This window comes from Streptomyces sp. NPDC002133, from assembly GCF_040296405.1.
In the GTDB taxonomy this organism is placed as follows: domain Bacteria; phylum Actinomycetota; class Actinomycetes; order Streptomycetales; family Streptomycetaceae; genus Streptomyces.
On sequence record NZ_JBEOXF010000011.1, the window covers coordinates 41,032 to 58,157 of the forward strand.

Sequence of the window (17,126 nt, forward strand, 5' to 3'; positions counted from 1 at the left end):
TCGATGAAGGTAAACGCCCCGGTGCGTGAGAACTTGTGTCGAGTTCTCACGCACCGGGGCGACTGCGTTTCAGGGGGTGCGGGGTACGGCGGGGACGGGAGGTGCGGAGTAGTCCGCGGAGGCCGAAGGGCTGGTCACGAGGTCCGGCGCGGCTGTTTTGGAGGGGACGTCGACACCGGTCGTGGCGGGCGGCGGGACGCGGTCCTGGCGGTTGGCCGACGCACCCCGGTAGACGGCCGTGAAGGCGAGGGCGACCATCCCGATACCCATCACCAGGGCGAGCACCCAGGCGACGGGACGGTGCCAGCGCGCGGCGCCGCGGTACGGACGCAGGGAACCGCCGTGAGGGTAGGGGTCCAGGTACCGCCCGGCACGGTCGTCGGGGTCGCATTCGTCGTACGCCCGGCCGTACGCGCCGGCCGGCCCGTAGTCGTCGTAGAGCTCATCGTCCGCGGGGCCCGCTCCGGCGCGGGCGCGGGCGGCCTCGGCCTCCGCGCGCGCCTGGGCGGCCGCCAGCAGCCGCTCGACGGCGCTCGGCTCATGGACCGCAGCGGCCCGTACGAAGTCCTCGTCGAACACCACGGAGGCGAATTCCTCGTCGGCGCCTCCGCGGTCGTCGTCGGGCTCCCAGCCGTCCGGGAACGGCCTGCCCCCCACGTCGTCCGGCACGCCTTTCAGAGTAGACCTGGGCGTGGGTTTTGGGCAGGGAGTGCGGGCAACTGCCCGCACTCCTTCGTCACCGAGTGTGACCGTCGCCGGTGACGATGTACTTCGTCGAGGTCAGCTCGGGGAGACCCATCGGGCCGCGGGCGTGCAGCTTCTGCGTGGAGATACCGATCTCGGCGCCGAAACCGAACTGGCCCCCGTCGGTGAAACGGGTGGACGCATTGACGGCGACCGTCGTGGAGTCGACCAGTTGGGTGAAGCGGCGGGCCGCGGCCTGGGAGGTGGTGACGATGGCCTCGGTGTGACCGGAGGACCAGAGACGGATGTGCTCGACGGCCTTGTCGAGGGAGTCGACGACCGCGGCGGCGATGTCGTAGGAAAGGTACTCGGTCTCCCAGTCCTCCACCGTGGCGGCCACGACGGTGGCCTTGGAGCCCGCGGCGTGGGCGAGGGTCCGGTCGTCGGCGTGGACGGTGACGCCGGCCTCCGCGAGGGCGTCCAGCGCGCGGGGCAAAAAAGCGGCGGCGATGTCCTGGTGGACGAGGAGGGTCTCGGCGGCGTTGCAGACGCTGGGTCGCTGGGCCTTGGAGTTGATCAGGATGTCGACGGCCATGTCGAGGTCGGCCTGGGCGTCGACGTAGACGTGGCAGTTGCCGGTTCCGGTCTCGATGACCGGGACGGTGGACTCCTCGACGACCGTGCGGATGAGGGAGGCGCCGCCGCGCGGGATGAGGACGTCGACGAGGCCGCGGGCGCGCATCAGCTCGCGTACGGAGTCCCGGCTCTCACCGGGGACGAGCTGTACGGCGTCGGCGGGCAGTCCGGCGCCACCGACGGCATCGCGCAGGACCCTCACCAGGGCGGAGTTGGAGGAGTAGGCGGAGGAGGAGCCCCGGAGCAGCACGGCGTTCCCGGACTTCAGGCACAGCGTGGCGGCGTCCACCGTGACGTTCGGCCGGGCCTCGTAGATGATGCCGACGACGCCGAGCGGGACGCGGACCTGGCGCAGGTCGATGCCGTTCGGGAGGGTCGAGCCGCGGACGACCTCGCCGACGGGGTCGGGCAGCGCGGCGACGTGACGGACGTCGGCGGCGATGGCGCGGATCCGCTCGGGCGTGAGGCTCAGCCGGTCGATGATCGCCTCGCTGGTGCCGGCCTCGCGGGCGCGGGCGATGTCCTCGGCGTTGGCCTCGACGATCTCGGCCGCCCGGACCTCCAGGGCGTCGGCCATCGCCAGCAGGGCGTCGTCCTTCACCGAGCGCGGCAGTGGCGCGATCTCGGCGGCGGCCGCGCGAGCCCGGTAGGCGGCCTGGGCGACCGGGGACATGGTGTCGTACGGCGAGAGCGAGGTCATGCCCGCAGGGTAATGCGCGGCCTGCGGACATCCCGCACGTATCCCGCACTACGAGACGCGAGCCGAGACAGGTGCCCGGACACGAGCCGAGACGCGAGCCGAGGCGTCACCCGGGTGGGGATGCGAGGGGAGCGGGCGAAGGAGCGGGGCGAGCGGGACACGGACGCGAATGGGCCCCGGCCTGGAGGAGACCGGGACCCGATCGTGGGAGTACCTCAGGAAAGCCGTGCTCCCCCGTCGGGGCGGCCTCGGCGAAAAGCCTCGGAGAGCCTCGGAACCGAAGAGCCTCAGAACCTGAGACCTCAGAAGGGGTGAACGCCGACGGGGGCCGCGGGCGGCGGCCCGTAGCCCTCCGCGATGCGCTGGTGATAGGTCTCGCGGTCGATGACCTCCAGGCCGACGATCTCCCACGGCGGCAGCTGTGCACTGGAGCGGTGCTCGCCCCACAGGCGCAGCGCGACGGCGGCGGCGTCGTGCAGGTCCCGGGCCTCTTCCCAGTAGCGGATCTCGGCGTGATCGTTGGCGTACCGGCTCGTCAGCAGGAACGGGTGGTCGTGCGCGAGCTGTTCGAGACCGCGCCTGACCTCCTTCAGCGGGGCCTCCGCACCCGAGACGCAGAGGGTGATGTGCCAGAGCTTGGACGCAGCGCGGTCCCTTCCGCGTCGGTCCGGGTTCAGGTCCGGCTTCTGCTCACGCGCACCGTCGGCACGGGCGTCCGTGCCGGCCGCGCCGACTGTGCCCTCGGCGCGCTCGTCGTCGAGGTCGGGCCCCGCCTCCACACTGGTGAGGGCCCGCTGCTCTCCCACGGCCCTGCGGGTGCGGGCCGTGCCCCCTGTCCCTCGGGGCGCCGCCCCTGGGCGCGCTCGTCTCACCGGCGGCCTCCTGTTGATGCGTTGTGGTGCTGAACCCCGCCCTGTCCCCGTGACCAAGTCCCCTGACAAAGTTGACCAGTCCCGGGCCGGTGGTGGGGCGGTTTTGGTAAAGGTCCCTGCCTGAAGGCGGGAGTTTCAGCCGTTTCAGGGGTAGGTCAGGGCTGCAGGACGACGAGGTCGTCCCTGTGTACGACCTCGCGCTCGTAGGCGGGGCCCAGCTCCTTGGCCAGCTCGCGGGTGGAACGGCCGAGGAGTTGCGGGATCTCCTTCGCGTCGAAGTTGACGAGCCCGCGGGCGACGGCGCGGCCTTCGGAGTCACGCAGCTCCACGGGGTCCCCCGCGCTGAACTCGCCCTCGACCCCGGCGATTCCGGCAGGCAGCAGCGACTTCCTGCCCTGCACGACAGCCCGCACGGCCCCGTCGTCGAGGGTCAGCGAGCCCTGCGGGGTCGAGGCGTGCGCGAGCCACAGCAGCCGGTCGGCCGAACGGCGGCCGGTGCGGCGGAAGTAGGTGCCGGTGTCGCGTCCGGCGAGGGCGTCGGCGGCCCGGCTGGCGGAGGTGAGGACGACGGGCACGCCGGCGGCCGCGGCGATCCGGGCCGCCTCGACCTTGGTGACCATGCCTCCGGTGCCGACGCCCGCCTTGCCCGCCGAGCCGATGTCCACGCCCGACAGGTCCTCGGGCCCTCGGACCTCCTGGATCCGGGAGGTGCCGGGCTTGCTCGGGTCACCGTCGTAGAGGCCGTCCACGTCGGAGAGGAGGACGAGCAGGTCGGCCCGTACGAGATGGGCGACGAGTGCGGCGAGCCGGTCGTTGTCGCCGAAGCGGATCTCGTCCGTGGCGACGGTGTCGTTCTCGTTGACGACCGGGACGGCCCCCATGGCGAGGAGCTGGTCGAGGGTGCGGTAGGCGTTGCGGTAGTGGGCGCGGCGGCTGGTGTCGTCGGTGGTGAGGAGCACCTGGCCGACGCGGACGCCGTAGCGGGCGAAGGAGGCGGTGTAGCGGGCGACGAGCAGGCCCTGGCCGACGCTGGCCGCGGCCTGCTGACGGGCCAGGTCCCTGGGGCGGCGCGCCAGGCCGAGCGGTGCGAGACCGGCGGCGATGGCGCCGCTGGAGACCAGCACTATCTCCTTCTCACCGCCACTGCGGACCTTGGCGAGTACGTCGACGAGGGCGTCCACACGGTCGGCGTCGAGGCCGCCGGCGGCTGTGGTGAGCGAGGACGAGCCGATCTTGACGACGATCCTGCGGGCTTCCGCCACGTACTGCCTTGCACCTGTCTGCCTTGCACCTGTCACAAAGGCGAATCTATGTCAGGCCGCGTCCTCGGTGCGCGCGCATTTCACCCGCTGGACAGCCGGGCCAGGGCCGCCGCCATCCGGCCGAGACCGCGCCTGGCGGCCACCCGCCGCAGGCGCCGGGCGCCGCCTCGCACCACGCGGCGCCCGAGGGGGTGGCGCGGCTGGATGCGCTGCTCGCCGATCCGCTCGGTCACCGTCACCTCGTACGCGGACAGGGCGATCCCGGCAGCCTGGTCACCGAAGTGCGGATACGCGAGATGGTGGCGGCCGCGGCGGCGCACCACCTCGGGCCGGCCGCCGTCGCGGACGAAGACCAGCACGTCCCGCAGCAGATCGGGCCGGCCGAGCGCGACGCAGGTGAGCCGCAGCCGCTCCTCGACCCGGAGCCGGCGCGCCACGCCCGGGGTCCAGTACGCGGCCATGAGCGGGGCGGCGAGCTCCGTCTTGTGCCGGAGGTACTTCTCCGGCTGGCGCAGCACGATCGGGCCGAACTGCGGCAGCAGGGTGACCGTGAAGGGCCTGACCATCAGCTGGTCGCGGCGTTTTCCGGGCGGTACATGGGTGGCGATCAGCTTCATCAGCGCGGCGGCCGAGTCGAAGCGGGGCTCGTAGCCGCCGGTCTTCGTCAGGTGTTTCCCGTCCTCCCGGCCGACCAGGTAGTAGCACGTGTAGTCGGCGACGACGGAGACCCCCGCGCCCCGCAGATACGCCTCCATCGTGAACAGCGCGTCCTCACCCGTGCGCAGGGACTCGTCGAACCTCATGCCGTGCCGTACGAGCAGTTCGCGCCGGAAGAGCTTCTGCGCGCTCAGCGTGAACTTGACGTTGGAGGTGTAGATGTCGGCCCGCTCGACGGTGCGCGCCCACATCGACTTGGCGGCGTTGCGGTTGACGCCGACGACCTTGCCGAGTACGACGTCCGTGCCTGCCCGGTCGCCCATCGCGACCAGCCGCTCCAGTGCCTCCTCGCCCAGGTAGTCGTCGGCATCGAGGAAGAAGACGTAACGGCCGCGGGCCAGGGCCAGACCGGTGTTGCGCGGACCGCTGGGGCCACCCGAGTTGGGCTGCCTGACCACCCGCACCGGCACTTTCGCCCGTGCCGTGAAATCCTCCAGGTACTCCCCCGTACCGTCCGTCGATCCGTCGTCGACGGCGACGATCTCGATCCGGGCGGGCCCCAGCGTCTGGGCCTCGACCGAGTCGAGGCATTTCACGAGGTACGGCATCGCCTCGTACGCGCCGATGATCACGCTGACATCGGGACGGTGCTCGGAAGGAACCTCGGGAAGGGCCTCGGGCTCGGAACGACTCTCGGACATCCGCACATCGTCCACAGCGCATGTGTCAGCGGTGTGACGGCACGCGCAACGGCCCGTAAGTCCGCTCCTGCCGGGGGACTTACGGGCCGTTCGGCCGACCGCGGGTGAGCCGTGGCGAGAGCCGATGCGGGTCAGCGGGCCACGGTGGCCGTCGCCTCCGCGCCGTTGCCCTCGTTGTCGCCGCCTTCCACGACGCCGGTGCCCCCGGCGCCGGCAACGTCGGCGGCCTCGGAGTCGGACTCCCGGTCGAGTTCACCGATCGCCTGCGACCCGATGCGCTGCTCCACACCGGCGTTGCGCGCCTCGGCCTTGGCCGCCAGGGCGCGTACCGCCGCGTCGAACTGCTCGATCGACGTGGGCTCGTCGGGCCCCAGCAGGTACTTCTTCAGCTCGCCGCGGGCGTCCGCGAGCGTGTCGGCGGCCGGGTCGGCCACCGCCGCGAGCAGCAGGTCCAGCTCCTTCGCGCCGTTGGAGAGAATCACCGCGGCCCGTACAGCCGTGTTCTGCCGCCTGAACTCCTCCACGCCGAGCTCCGCCGAGTCCGTCACGGCGTACGGCTTGCCGCTCGCGATGAAGTCCGAGACGACGCTGGAGATGTCGGAGACCATGCCGTCGGACTCGTTGAAGCAGTCGTACAACTTGGGCTCGGAGCCCGTGACCACCTTGTGCTCCCACCAGCCGAAGGAGCGCCAGTAGGCGTCGTTCCACTCGGCCCGCAGCTGCTTGATCTCGGCGAGGCGGTGGGGGTCGGCGAGCGAGACCCGCGACTCCTCCGCCTCGTCGCCGCCCGCACGTCCCGGCTTGGTCAGCTCGGCCAGCCGGGCCTCGACGCGGGCGAGCTCGGCGCGGGCGGCGGACTGGCCGGACTGCGCGGCGGCGGCGTGCTCGGCCCAGCGGGGGTCGGTCGCCCGCTCGGCGGCGGCCTTCTGCACCATGGCGGTGATCCGCTCGTGGACGGCCAGGGCCTTCTTGTTGCGGATGCCGGTGAAGGGGTGCGGCTTGTAGATGACCCGCACCGGCCGCTCGGCCTCGAGCAGCCGCCGGACGATGTTCTCGCCGGCGAGGAGCAGGGAGGTGTTGCCGGGGTCGTTGTCCCAGCCCTCCCAGGTGGGGGCGTACAGGATGGTCGGGATGGGGTGCTTGGGTGTCCCGGTCCAGGTCTCTATCGGGGCCAGCTGCGGGCGGCCCACCTCGACGATGTCGTCGTCGCGGACGCCGACGTCGGCGAGGGCGTACCGGTCGCGTCCGGCGCGGCCCGCGGTCCACACCTCGTCGTACACCTTGGAGTAGGGATTGACACTGGCGAGCTTGTCGCTGTCACCGTGGCCGATGAAGACGTGCTTCATCGTCGGGACGCGGAGCATGTGGATGTTCTTGCCGACGTTGGCCGGGTAGAGGGTGACGCGGACCGTGTCGAGCTTCATCGCCATCAGGTGCTGACCGCCGGGGACGCAGAGGATCGGCACGGAGGTCTCGTTGAGCTTCGCGACGAGCCCGCGCTCACGCATGATGATGACCGGCCGGCCCTCGACCTGCTCCATGGTCTCCAGCCACATGTTGACCTGGTACGCGGACTCCTCGGAGCCGGAGAAGTACAGCGCGATGGTGGGCTGGTACTCGCTGAGCCACTTCTGCACGGCCTTGAGCACCGCGGGCGCCGCCGGCACGCGGCGCTTGCGGCGCAGGTACGGCACGAGGGCGGCGGTGTACAGCAGGCCGAGGCCGATGGTGACGGCCGTGCCGACGTATCCGACGAGGTACTGCCCGGTGGCAGCCGCGATGATCACTCCGGCCGTCGCCGGGATGTCGAGGTGCAGCATCTTCTCGGTGGAACGGCGCAGCAGGGCCCGCGGCGGGGCGTCCGGGATGCGTACGGCGTGGAGGTCGACGTTGCGGGTGACGACCGGCATCGTCCGGCGCAGCCTGATCAGGGTGGTCAGCGCGCCGTGCGGCGCCTGGAGACCGTAGAAGAGCAGGAAGCAGGCGACCGCCGCGTAGAAGAGCGGCTGCTCCGCGAGACCCTCGCGGGCGAGCAGCAGGATCAGCAGCAGCTGGCGGAGCAGGAAGCGGATCGGCAGACCGGCCCGGACCTTGTTGAGCCGGTTGACCAGGTAGCTGCCGCGCTGATGCAGGAACCAGTCGGCGGCATAGGTCACGGCGGCGGCCGCCGCGAACATCCAGATGTCCGGAATCAGCGCGGCGATCATCACGCACGGGTAGCCCAGTCCCATCAGGACTGCCGCGGCCAGCTCTGACCGGCTGCCCACACGTGCAAGGCGAATGGCGGTCGAAATCACGTAGAACCTGCTCCAAAGGTGCCGGTTGTTTCACGTTATGCGGGAAATGTGAAGGGGGAGCTTCACGAACTCGGGCCTCTGTATTCGCCGACGCGACAACAGAGGCCCGAATTAGTCCATTAACGGAGAATTATTACACATCCTCCTGGCGGTCAAGAACGGACGCCAGCGCCTGCTCGAATCCGGAGGCCTCGCTCGCCCCCCGGGTCGGGTCCTGCTGGCGTACGTCGATGACGTGGCCGGTGAGCTCGGAGAGCAGCACGTCCAGCGAGGTACGGGCCACGGCCTCGGAGGAGAGCAGCGAACCGGCGGGTTCCTGACCGAACGCCTTGGTGCGCATGGGCGTCGCGGTGCGCTCCGGGTTGACGCAATTCACCCGGATTCCGTCGGTTGCCCATTCGTCGGCGAGGGCCTGGGTGAGATTCACCATGGCCGCCTTGGTGGACGAGTAAAGGCTGTATTCGGCGCGGCCGCGAGTATAGCTGGAAGAAGTGTAGAGAAGCAGCTGCCCCTTGGACTCGGCCAGATACTTGTACGAGGCACGCGCAATCTGGACGGGTGCCAGGTAATTGACGTTCAGCGCTTCCTGAATGGTCGCGTTGTCGGTCTCGGCGAGCTTGCCGATGCGCAGCACACCCGCGGTGTTGATGACGTAGTCGATACGGCCGGACTCCGCGTACGCCTTGGAGAGGGCGTCGTCCACGTGCTCCGGGTTCTCCACATGGGTGCCGGTCGTGGAGCGCCCCAGGGCGTAGACCTTCGCGCCGTACTGCTCGGCGAGGGCGGCGATGTCCGCTCCGATGCCGTACGAGCCGCCGAAGACGACCAGGGTCCTGCCGGCCAGCAGCTCCCGGTAGGCGGCCTCGTCGGCCTGGCGCGGGGCGGCGGTGGAGGCCAGCTGGAACAGCTTGTCGGCGATGAAGACGTCGACGGGCTGGGTGACCTTCATGTTGTACTCATCACCCGCGACGACGTGGATCGGCACGTCGGGCAGGTACTTGAGCACGACGCTGCAGTCGTCCGTGGCCTGGAAGTTCGGGTCGCCCGCGGCGATCTCGTACGCCTTGCGGATGGTGGAGAGTTTGAACGCCTGCGGGGTCTGGCCGCGGCGCAGCCGGGAGCGGTCCGGGATCTCCGTGATGAACTCGCCGTCCTCGCCGTGGGTGCGGGTCACGATGATCGTGTCCGCGGAGGGGATGGCGACGTCCACCGCCTGATAGCGGTCCAGGGCGTCCACACAGTCGGCGATCACTCGCTGTGACAGAAGCGGACGCACCGCGTCATGGAAGAGGACGTTGGCGTCCTCGCCCTCCGCGAGTTCCTCACCTATGGCCCGAATCGCGCGCTCGGTGGTCTCGTTGCGGGTCGCGCCGCCCTCGATCACCTTGGTGACCTTGGTGAGTCCCGCCTTGGCGACGATCTTCTCGACGTCGGCCACAAAACCCGGTGCCATCAGCACGATCACGTCATCGATGGCCTCGGCCTGCTCGAAGATCGTCAGGGTGTGCTCGATGACGGCCTTGCCGGCGATCTTCAGCAGTTGCTTCGGGATCGCGAGTCCCACGCGCTGGCCGGTACCACCGGCGAGCACGACTGCTGTGGTGCGGGGCTTGGCTTCGTGCGGCACGGACACAGACGACCTCTACCTTGCGATGACTGGGGGACGGTGTGATGGTCGCACTCTCCGTGACCGTCCCGCAAGGTGGACATAGGAGCCTCCACACCCTCTGGAAACCGTCTGTTCACCGGGTGGCCAGGGGTGTTGGCTAGCGTCCGCCGACCCTTCAAGGTGATTGACACCACAGATGTACAAGGCCGTCCCGGATGCGGAGTTACGCATCCGTCACTGGTCGGAAACGTCCACTACGAGGGCGTTCTGCTGGTCGTGTACGAGTTTCACCGCAACCAGGAGCTGGCGGCGGCCGCGAAGCCTGCGCAGGGCCCGGCGGAGCTGGACGAGCGGGCGCGGCCGCTGGACCAGCACCGGTGGATACGTGAAGACCGGGCTCTTCACGACCACGTCGTCGATGATCCTGCCGACGCGGACGGGCTCCGTGTCCGTGGCGTACCGCAGCCAGAGCTCCCAGCGCTCCTTCTCGGCGAGGCGTCGCTCGACCACGGCGGGGACGGACAGGGCGCAGCGGAAGCCGTGCGCACCGTCCCGGGCGCCCGGGAACTCCAGCTCGGCCGGGTCCGCGCCACGGCGGCGGAGCAGAAGGACGGGCCGTTCGGCGAGCGCGCCGCGCTGCTCCGAGCCGGGCTCCGGGCCGTAGAGGCGTCCGGCCACGGTGATGCTCCGGTCCGAGACGGTGATGTCCCCGGCCTCGGCGTGGACGGGCCGCACCCAGGAGCGCAGCGCGAGCAGGTTCGCGGGCGTACGGATATAGGGGACGAGGTGACGGATGCCGCTGCCGGGCGCGATGCACCGGGAGGCGTTCATCGAACCGCGCTGGTCGACCGCGCGGGTGAGGATGCCGGCGCGCAGTCCGGAGGAGGGCTGGTCGGCGTGGCAGATCCAGCCGCCGTCGGGAAACTCCTCGTCCGCGGGGACGGTTGCCGTTCCGTCGGCCCGGAACGGGAAGACGCGGTCCTCGGCTTTCCCGCCCGCATGTACGCAGACCAGGCGCAGCCCGGGGTGCGCGACCGCTGCCGCGTCGGGGGCGACGAGGGTGACGGTGAGGCTGCCGTCGGACTCGGCGACGCAGTCGGCGACAGGCGCGAAGAAGGCGGGCCCGGAGAAGGCGGGCGCGGGTGCGGAGGGCTGCGTGGTGCGGCTGGGCCCGGAGGACCGTGGTGTGGCGTCGCCCTCGGCGGGCTCAGCCATGTCGGAGGGCCTGACCGACTCAGCCGTCGTGTCGGGGGGTCTGTCCGACTCGGCCGTCGTCTCGGAGGGTCTGTCCGACTCGGCCGCCCCGGCTCTCTCCGCCCCGGCTCTCTCCGCCCTGGCGGCGGCGCCGCGGGCCGCGCCCAGTTCGGCGAAGAGCTCCTCGTACTGCTTGGCGACCGGGCCCGGGTCGAAGCGTCGCGCGTGCGCACGGGCCGCCGCCCCCAGGCGGCGGCGCAACTCCTCGTCGTCGATGAGCCGGAGCAGGGCAGCGGCGATCGCGTCGGCATCGCCCACGGGGACCAGCAGCCCGTCGACGCCGTCCGCGAGGATCTCCCGAGGACCGTAGTCGCAGTCGGTGCTGACGACGGGCAGCCCGCAGCGCATCGCCTCGACGAGCGTCATCCCGAACGACTCATGGCGAGAAGTGGACACGGCGATCGCGCCCTTGACCCATTCGGGCTCGATCGGTGAGCGCGGGCCCATCAGCCGGACGCTGTTGTAGAGCCCCAGTTCGTCGATGCGCCGGCGCAGCCGTTCCTTCTGGTTGCCCCAGCCGCAGATGCGCAGGGTCCATTCCGGCCGGGCGGCGACGACCTTCCCGAACGCCTCGATCAGCACGTCGTACTGCTTCTCCGCCGCGAGCCGCCCGGCCGCCACAATCGTGGTCCCGCTCAGGTCGGAGGGGGCGACCACGGGCTCGGGCACGCTGTTCGGAATTGCCAGCACCCGGGTGCCGGGCAGCGGCATGTGCTCCCGCCACACCGCCGCGTCGCCCTCCGAGACGGTCACGAACGCATCCATGGCGGCGAGGTGCTCGCGCATCTCGGCACGCAGCGCGGGCTTGTGATGGTTGTGCGTCATGTGCTCCTGGCCGATGAGCACGGCGCGGTCCGGCGCGAACTGGGCGGTGTACGCGACCAGTCCGGGCCGGGTACCGATGACGACGTCCGCGTCCGATGCGGCGTAGTGGTCCCGTACCCGCTCGTCGGTGAGCTTGCTGTACTCCTTGAAGCGCGCCTCGCGGGCCGGGAAGTGCTCGGCGGGCAGCAGCGCGAGCGGATGCTCCTTCTCGTTCGTGTCCGAGCCGGGGCGGGTGTCGACCAGAGGTAGGACGGCGATGCGGGGGTCGATCGCGAAGAGCGGCTCGTCGCGGTGCCGGAACACGGAGACGATCTCCACCTCGTGCCGGTCGGCGAGCTCTTCCGCGAGATTGAGCGTGGTGCGGATGGTGCCGCCGATGCCGTAGATGGTGTGGATGAGGAAGGAGACCTTCATCAACGCTCCGTTCAGTTGTGCTGGGGCCCTTTCCGCCCCACCCCCCGCGTACAAGACGGTGATAAGGGCCGACAGGTTGTGCCACCACACGGATCCGAACGGATCGGGCTTTCTCCCACGCCCCGGCCGGGCGTGGGGACTCCCCACCTCACACGCCGGACGGGCCCACAGGGAGCCCGTCCGGTGACGTACGCGGTCTAGAACGGGTCGAAGTCGTCGAACTCGCGCTGCGCATCGTCCCGTTGCGCCTCGCGCTCCTTGCGGCGCTGGGTCGCGGGGCGCGGGGCATCGAAGCGGTGGTCCTCGCCGCGGCGGCCGAGCATCTCCGCGCCGGCCATCAGTGTCGGCTCCCAGTCGAAGACGACCGCGTTGTCCTCGGGGCCGATGGCCACGCCGTCGCCGGCCCGGGCCCCCGCCTTCATCAGCTCTTCCTCGACACCGAGGCGGTTGAGCCGGTCCGCGAGGTAGCCGACCGCCTCGTCGATGTTGAAGTCCGTCTGGCGCACCCAGCGCTCCGGCTTCTCGCCGCGCACGCGGAAGAGGCCGTCCTCCTCCTGCGTGACCGTGAAGCCCGCGTCGTCGACCGCCTTCGGGCGGATGACGATCCGGGTGGCCTCCTCCTTCGGCTTGGCCGCGCGCGCCGCCGCCACGATCTCGGCCAGCGCGAAGGACAGCTCCTTCAGGCCAGTACGCGCGACCGCCGACACCTCGAGGACGCGGTAGCCGCGCTCCTCCAGGTCAGGGCGGATCATGTCCGCGAGGTCCTTGCCGTCCGGGATATCGATCTTGTTCAGGACGACGATGCGCGGACGGTCCTCCAGACCGCCGTACTGCTTCAGCTCTTCCTCGATGACGTCGAGGTCGGTCACCGGGTCCCGCTCCGACTCCAGCGTCGCAGTGTCCAGGACATGGACGAGCACCGAGCAGCGCTCGACGTGCCGCAGGAACTCCAGGCCGAGGCCCCGGCCCTGGCTGGCGCCCGGGATCAGGCCCGGGACGTCCGCGATCGTGTAGACGGTGGAGCCGGCGGTGACGACACCCAGGTTCGGGACGAGCGTCGTGAAGGGGTAGTCCGCGATCTTCGGCTTGGCGGCCGACAGCACGGAGATCAGCGACGACTTGCCCGCGCTCGGGTAGCCGACCAGCGCCACGTCCGCGACGGTCTTGAGCTCCAGCACGACGTCGCCCGCGCGCCCCGGCTCGCCGAGCAGCGCGAAGCCGGGCGCCTTGCGGCGGGACGAGGCCAGCGCCGCGTTGCCGAGGCCACCGCGGCCGCCGTCCGCGGCGACGTACGTGGTGCCGTGTCCGACCAGGTCGGCCAGCACATTGCCCTGCTTGTCGAGGACGACCGTGCCGTCCGGCACCGGCAGCACCAGGTCCTGGCCGTCCTTGCCCTGGCGGTTGCCGCCCTCGCCCGGCTTGCCGTTGGTGGCCTTGCGGTGCGGCGAGTGGTGGTAGTCGAGCAGCGTCGTGACGGACTGGTCGACCGTGAGGATGATGTCACCGCCACGGCCGCCGTTCCCGCCGTCGGGCCCGCCGAGGGGCTTGAACTTCTCACGGTGTACGGAGGCGCAGCCGTGGCCTCCGTTACCCGCGGCGATATGCAGCTCGACGCGGTCCACGAAGGTGGTCATGGTGGGGCCTCCAGTACGGAAATACGTGCGGAAATGTCTACTACGTAACACGCGAAAGGCGGACCCGCTTCCCGTACTTCCGTACGAGAAGTGAGGTCCGCCCTCGCGAAGACTCGTTCCTGCTGGGGGTCCGGGGGTCACTCCCCGGGAAAACGCAGCAAGGGGCCTGGATCAGGCGACCGGAACGATGTTCACGACCTTGCGGCCACGGTGGGTGCCGAACTCCACCGCACCGGCCTGCAGCGCGAACAGCGTGTCGTCGCCGCCGCGGCCGACGCCCGAGCCCGGGTGGAAGTGGGTGCCGCGCTGGCGGACCAGGATCTCACCGGCGTTGACGACCTGACCGCCGAAGCGCTTCACGCCGAGCCGCTGAGCATTGGAGTCGCGACCGTTCCGGGTGGACGATGCGCCCTTCTTGTGTGCCATCTCTCCTCAGTCCCTTACTTCGCAGCCGCGGGGATCGCCGTGACCTTGATCGCCGTGTACTGCTGGCGGTGGCCCTGACGACGACGGTAGCCGGTCTTGTTCTTGTAGCGCAGGATGTCGATCTTGGCGCCCTTGTGGTGGTCCACGATCTCGGCCTGGACCTTGATCCCGGCCAGGACCCAGGGGTCGCTGGTCACAGCGTCGCCGTCGACAACGAGCAGGGTCGAGAGCTCGACCGTGTCGCCAACCTTGGCAGTGGAAATCTTGTCAACCTCAACGATGTCGCCGACAGCAACCTTGTGCTGGCGACCACCGCTGCGCACGATGGCGTACACGCGGATCTCTCTCTCGCTCGGAACGGGAACCCCTGATGCCAGCCGTCCGCACGGGCCGGGGCCCGCGACTGTCCGCAGTGGATGGACGGCCTCTCCCGACCCGGGGTCGGGAGGGAGGTGCTCAGAAGCTGGCGTGTATGGAAACACGCCGACGGTCAAGGTTACGGGGCGGGCCTCGGGGGGTCAAACCGGCTCTCTACCAGTGGAACACCTGGTGGTCGAGTACCCGCACCTGTTGAATGAGCGCTCGTGTCCCTGCGTTCCCTCATCACCATGCCACGGCTGCTGCGCCACGGTTCCGCCATCGGGGCCGACCTGCCCCCTGACGAGGCCGTGCTCCTCGACGAGCCGCCCGCCCCGCTGCGTGCCGTCGTGACCGCGGCCACCGCCGGCGACCACGGGCCCGCCCGTGAGCTGCTCGCCGCGGCCCGGCTCGGCGCGGAGTGGGAGCGCCGCAGCTCCTGCGTGGGCGTGCTGGCCGAGTCCGCGCTGCACAACCCCGGCTGGTTGGACGCCTGGCTCGACGAGTCCCCCGAGGACCCGGACGCCATGCTGGTCAAGGCCGATCTGAGCATCCACCGGGCCTGGGCGGTACGCACCGGGGCACGCGCCCGGCATGTGTCGCGCGACCAGTTCCAGGCGTTCTTCGCGCTGCTCGAGGATGCCGTCCCGGTGATCGGCGCCGCCGCGGAGCTCAACCCCGACGACCCCGTGCCCTGGCGGATCGCCCTCACCCACGCCCGCGGCATCCAGGCGCCGCGCGAGGTCTTCGACGCGTACTGGGCGGAGGCCACCGCGCGCGCCCCGCACCACTACGGCTGCCACGCCACGGCGCTGCAGTATGTGTGCGACAAGTGGTACGGCTCGCACGAGGAGATGTTCGCGTTCGCGGAGCGGGCGGCCGCCGAGGCCCTTCCGGGTTCCCTGCTGCACGCCCTGCCGCTGGACGCCGCCATCGAGTACGAGGTGGTGGCCTCGGGCACCGAGGACGGGCCGATCGACCCGTCCCGCATCGACGGCGCGGTGGACCGCGCGCTGCAGCTGTCCTCGTTCTACGAACCGGGCGACCCGGAAGCGGCCGGGTTCCGCAACGACCTCGCGCTCATGCTGATCCTCGCCCAGCGCTTCGAGGAGGCCCTGGACGTCTTCCGGGCGATCGGGGTGCACGCGCGCTCGGGTCCCTGGGGGTACTTCGGCGACGCCCGCCACGAGTTCCTGGAGTTCCGTACGGGCGTACGGATGCAGATAGCGAGCCGCGTCCCGTTCTTCTCCGCACCGCCCGCCTCCGTGACGGGAACCGCCGCGGCCGCCCCGGCCGCCCCGGCCGCCCCGGCCGTCCCGCCCGTCCACCTCCTGGCCGTCGCCGCGGCACCGCCCGCGAAGGTCGCCGAGGCGGCCCTGCTCTGCGGGATCCCGCTGAGGATCGCCCCGGCCGGCGGCTCGGCCAGCTACGTGGCGCTCGCGCCCGACGAGTCCCCCGGCAGGCGGGCCACGCTGATCGGCGGGGACCGGCTCACCGCGGCCGCCGACACGTTCACCACCGGCGAGAAGTGGCCCGCCCTCGTGCTGCGCCGGATCGGCGACCGCGCCGGGTTCACCCTGCTCCACAAGGGCAAGGAGGTCGTCACGCACGAGTGGGACCCGGCCGCGCCCGTCGGCGACCACGCCACCGCGGCCGCGACGGCCACCGCACTCGCCCGGATCTTCGAGGTCGAGGACACGCGGCCCCTGACCGGGCTGCTGCGCTCCTCCGACTCCCCCGCCCGCCGCCAGGCGGATCTCGTCGCCGCCCTCGGCCTCCCGCCGCTCCCGGACGGCTTCGGCGACCACCCCGACGTGCTGGCGGACGTCGCCGGCACCCGGCTGCTCGAGCGCCGCGGGTTCCTCGCGGGCATGCGGGACACGATGGCCGACGACCCGGACCGGCTGCTGACCTCCGCGTCCGGCAACGGCCCGGCCCCGCGCCCGAAGCGCTGGTGGCTGCTGCGCACGCTGGCCTTCGTCGTCTTCGGCGCGGCCGCGGCGTGGGCCTGGTGGTCGCCCGGTATCGGCGCCCTGCGCGCCGTCCTGGTCTCCCTGGTGACGCTGTACTTCGGCGCTCAGCTCGCCGGGGCCCGCAAGGAGCGCCGGCGCCACCGGGGCCCGGTCCCGGGCGGCGTATGCTCGCCGGGCGAAGCCAGACACCGGAAGGCAGAGAAGTGAACTACAGGGTCCAGCCCACCGCCCAGGTCGACGAGACCGCCCAGATCGGCGCCGGCAGCAGTGTGTGGGAGCTCGCCCAGATCCGCGAGGGCGCCCGTCTCGGCGAGGGCTGCGTGGTGGGCCGCGGTGCCTACGTCGGTACGGGTGTGCAGATCGGCGACAACTGCAAGTTGCAGAACTACGCGCTGGTCTACGAACCGGCGGAGCTCGGTGACGGTGTCTTCATCGGTCCCGCCGTGGTCCTCACCAACGACCTCAACCCGCGCTCCGTGGACCCCGAGGGCAAGCAGAAGCGCGGCGGCGACTGGGAGGCCGTCGGCGTGAAGATCGCCGACGGTGCCTCGATCGGCGCGCGCTCGGTGTGTGTCGCCCCGGTCCGCATCGGCCGGTGGGCGATGGTCGCCGCGGGTGCCGTCGTGACGCGTGACGTACCCGACTTCGCCCTGGTCGTCGGCGTTCCGGCGCGGCAGATCGGCTGGGTCGGCCGCGCGGGCGTGCGCCTGACCGAGCGCGAGGGCGAGCCGGGGGTGTGGGAGTGCCCGCAGACCGGTGCGCTGTTCGACGAGAAGGACGGGGTCCTGTCCGAGCGCGTCGCCTAGGGGCAGCCTCCGGCGGATA

13 protein-coding genes are annotated in these 17,126 nt (G+C 71.0%); 2 read left to right on the top strand and 11 right to left on the bottom strand.

The genetic code is table 11. The features are described 5' to 3' along the window. Positions 1–69: 69 nt before the first annotated feature. The 11 genes from ABT078_RS14755 to rplU form a co-directional block, all read right to left on the bottom strand. The gene (locus ABT078_RS14755; protein ID WP_351227522.1) at positions 70–669 is read right to left on the bottom strand and encodes an SCO2584 family spore wall biosynthesis protein; all 600 of its coding nucleotides are present in this window, start codon (positions 667–669) and stop codon (positions 70–72) included. A gap of 67 nt (positions 670–736) precedes the next feature. Further along, entirely contained in the window at positions 737–2,020 is a 1,284-nt protein-coding gene (locus ABT078_RS14760; protein ID WP_351227524.1) for a glutamate-5-semialdehyde dehydrogenase, read from the bottom strand. A 302-nt stretch (positions 2,021–2,322) separates the two neighbouring features. Further along, on the bottom strand, positions 2,323–2,892 hold the full coding sequence (locus ABT078_RS14765) for a DUF8830 family protein (protein ID WP_351227526.1): 570 nt from the start codon (positions 2,890–2,892) through the stop codon (positions 2,323–2,325). Between the two features lie 155 nt (positions 2,893–3,047). Then, positions 3,048–4,154, bottom strand: a complete 1,107-nt coding sequence (gene proB / locus ABT078_RS14770; RefSeq protein WP_351227528.1) for a glutamate 5-kinase — start codon at positions 4,152–4,154, stop codon at positions 3,048–3,050. Positions 4,155–4,234: 80 nt separating this feature from the next. Then, positions 4,235–5,512, bottom strand: a complete 1,278-nt coding sequence (locus ABT078_RS14775) for a glycosyltransferase family 2 protein (RefSeq protein ID WP_351227530.1) — start codon at positions 5,510–5,512, stop codon at positions 4,235–4,237. Positions 5,513–5,643: 131 nt separating this feature from the next. Then, entirely contained in the window at positions 5,644–7,809 is a 2,166-nt protein-coding gene (locus ABT078_RS14780; protein ID WP_351227532.1) for a CDP-glycerol glycerophosphotransferase family protein, read from the bottom strand. A gap of 133 nt (positions 7,810–7,942) precedes the next feature. Next, complete coding sequence (locus ABT078_RS14785) at positions 7,943–9,442, bottom strand: D-ribitol-5-phosphate cytidylyltransferase (protein WP_351227534.1); 1,500 nt, start codon at positions 9,440–9,442, stop codon at positions 7,943–7,945. A gap of 210 nt (positions 9,443–9,652) precedes the next feature. After that, positions 9,653–11,911 (bottom strand): glycosyltransferase, encoded by a 2,259-nt coding sequence (locus tag ABT078_RS14790; RefSeq protein ID WP_351227538.1) that lies wholly within the window; start codon positions 11,909–11,911, stop codon positions 9,653–9,655. Between the two features lie 197 nt (positions 11,912–12,108). Then, a complete protein-coding gene (obgE, locus tag ABT078_RS14795; RefSeq protein ID WP_351227540.1) occupies positions 12,109–13,545 on the bottom strand; it encodes a GTPase ObgE in 1,437 nt (478 codons plus the stop codon). A 171-nt stretch (positions 13,546–13,716) separates the two neighbouring features. Beyond that, complete coding sequence (gene rpmA / locus ABT078_RS14800; RefSeq protein WP_189937709.1) at positions 13,717–13,971, bottom strand: 50S ribosomal protein L27; 255 nt, start codon at positions 13,969–13,971, stop codon at positions 13,717–13,719. Between the two features lie 14 nt (positions 13,972–13,985). After that, on the bottom strand, positions 13,986–14,306 hold the full coding sequence (gene rplU / locus ABT078_RS14805; RefSeq protein ID WP_351227543.1) for a 50S ribosomal protein L21: 321 nt from the start codon (positions 14,304–14,306) through the stop codon (positions 13,986–13,988). A gap of 249 nt (positions 14,307–14,555) precedes the next feature. On the opposite strand from rplU, the gene ABT078_RS14810 reads away from it, so the two are divergent. Together ABT078_RS14810 and ABT078_RS14815 are read left to right on the top strand one after the other, a co-directional pair. Beyond that, a complete protein-coding gene (locus ABT078_RS14810; RefSeq protein ID WP_351227545.1) occupies positions 14,556–16,508 on the top strand; it encodes a hypothetical protein in 1,953 nt (650 codons plus the stop codon). Next, on the top strand, positions 16,505–17,107 hold the full coding sequence (locus ABT078_RS14815) for an acyltransferase (protein WP_351227546.1): 603 nt from the start codon (positions 16,505–16,507) through the stop codon (positions 17,105–17,107). Before ABT078_RS14810 ends, ABT078_RS14815 begins: the two co-directional genes overlap by 4 nt. Positions 17,108–17,126: the final 19 nt, after the last annotated feature.

What these genes read in the sequence shown, in the direction of transcription:
- rpmA (WP_189937709.1), bottom strand. Translation starts at nt 13,971, where the DNA reads ATGGCACACAAGAAGGGCGCATCGTCCACCCGGAACGGTCGCGACTCC.
- ABT078_RS14775 (WP_351227530.1), bottom strand. Translation starts at nt 5,512, where the DNA reads ATGTCCGAGAGTCGTTCCGAGCCCGAGGCCCTTCCCGAGGTTCCTTCC.
- ABT078_RS14790 (WP_351227538.1), bottom strand. Translation starts at nt 11,911, where the DNA reads ATGAAGGTCTCCTTCCTCATCCACACCATCTACGGCATCGGCGGCACC.
- obgE (WP_351227540.1), bottom strand. Translation starts at nt 13,545, where the DNA reads ATGACCACCTTCGTGGACCGCGTCGAGCTGCATATCGCCGCGGGTAAC.
- ABT078_RS14760 (WP_351227524.1), bottom strand. Translation starts at nt 2,020, where the DNA reads ATGACCTCGCTCTCGCCGTACGACACCATGTCCCCGGTCGCCCAGGCC.